Origin of the sequence: Mesorhizobium sp. LNHC229A00 (genome assembly GCF_000502415.1) — a bacterium.
Classification (GTDB): Bacteria; Pseudomonadota; Alphaproteobacteria; order Rhizobiales; family Rhizobiaceae; genus Mesorhizobium.
The window spans coordinates 1-340 of the sequence record NZ_AYWQ01000229.1 but is presented as its reverse complement, the minus strand read 5'-3'; the positions used below and the strand labels follow the sequence as shown (position 1 = coordinate 340).

At 58.2% G+C, this 340-nt stretch carries 1 pseudogene; it reads left to right on the top strand.

The window, feature by feature from the left end:
- Window positions 1-340 (top strand): annotated as a pseudogene (locus X742_RS01000000171360) (insulinase family protein); the annotation flags it as partial.

Sequence of the window (340 nt, the reverse complement as noted above, 5' to 3'; positions counted from 1 at the left end):
CACCAACCGCGCCGACAGCGAGTTCGACCGAGCGGTCTCAGTCAGCGGCGGCTACAATAACGCCCTCACCGCCTATGACTCGTTTTGGGCGAGATGATGGGCTTCGAGGCCGATCGCATGTTCAACCTCATCCTCAACGAGGATGATATCAAGGCCGAGCGAAATGTGATCCTGGAGGAGCGCCGTTGGCGCAGAGAGACGAACCCGCAGGTCTGCTGGACGAGGAGGTCAACACGACATTGCGGCCGAATCAGCCCTACCGCATCCCGGTCAAACGGCTGGATGCAGGAGATGGAAACGCTGAACGGCACCGACGCATTCACGATCTACAACAAATATT